The following is a 769-nucleotide window of genomic DNA, read 5'->3' as shown; positions in this document are numbered from 1 at the left end:
AAAACCAATGAGGGTCTTTCGTCCACAGCGAGAAATCTGGAAACGGCTATGGCGAATACATCAAAATATTTTGGTGGGGGTGCAGGAGTTGCTGGTTCTGACATGACGGGACCAACTTATGACTTATCCAAGATTGATACAAAGGGTAATATAACAGAGGGCTCTTTTAAAGATGTTGGGAGTGCATTTACTGGTCTTGATACAAATATCAAGAATGTGAATGCACGGATTAAAGAAGTTTCTGAAGGAGTAGCGCAGGATTCTTTGTTATGGAATGATGAAGCCAATGCCTTTGTAGCGCGTCATGAAAAGAGAAAAGAAGAAAAAGGCAGGGCTGTAAGAACACAAGAAAACAGTAGAATTACGTTTCTAGCAAGTGGTGAGATTACCCAAAACTCAACAGATGCAGTAAATGGTGGTCAACTTTATTCAATGGGTAACACGCTTGCATCCTATTTTGGTGGTGGTGCTGGTTATGATGAAGAGGGCAAATGGAAAGCACCGGATTTCAAGATCAAGCAGTTTGGTGAGGATGGTACTTCTTTTGACAAGAATTATCAGAATGTAGCGGATGCACTTGCCGGTGTTGGAAGTTCTATCACGAATGTTCAGAATAAATTGACTGAACAGGTTAATAATGTGATTACCAAAGTGGAAAGCGAGAGCTTTGTTCAGCAAGATAAGACAACGAGTCGTCTCACTATTGGTGCAAAAGTAGGTGGCGCAGAAATCAATATTGCAAATGAAAGCGGTGCTGATCGGATAATTT

The 769-nt window shown here is 41.1% G+C and carries 1 pseudogene; it reads left to right on the top strand.

Features of this window, described 5'->3' with window-relative positions:
- Positions 1 to 48: 48 nt before the first annotated feature.
- Positions 49 to 769: pseudogene (locus ACFIK0_RS09325) on the top strand (hypothetical protein); the annotation flags it as partial.

It is taken from the genome of Bartonella sp. CL63NXGY (assembly GCF_042194905.1).
Taxonomy (GTDB): domain Bacteria; phylum Pseudomonadota; class Alphaproteobacteria; order Rhizobiales; family Rhizobiaceae; genus Bartonella.
Note: the sequence above shows the minus strand (reverse complement) of the source record. Positions and strands in the feature narration are given on the sequence as shown.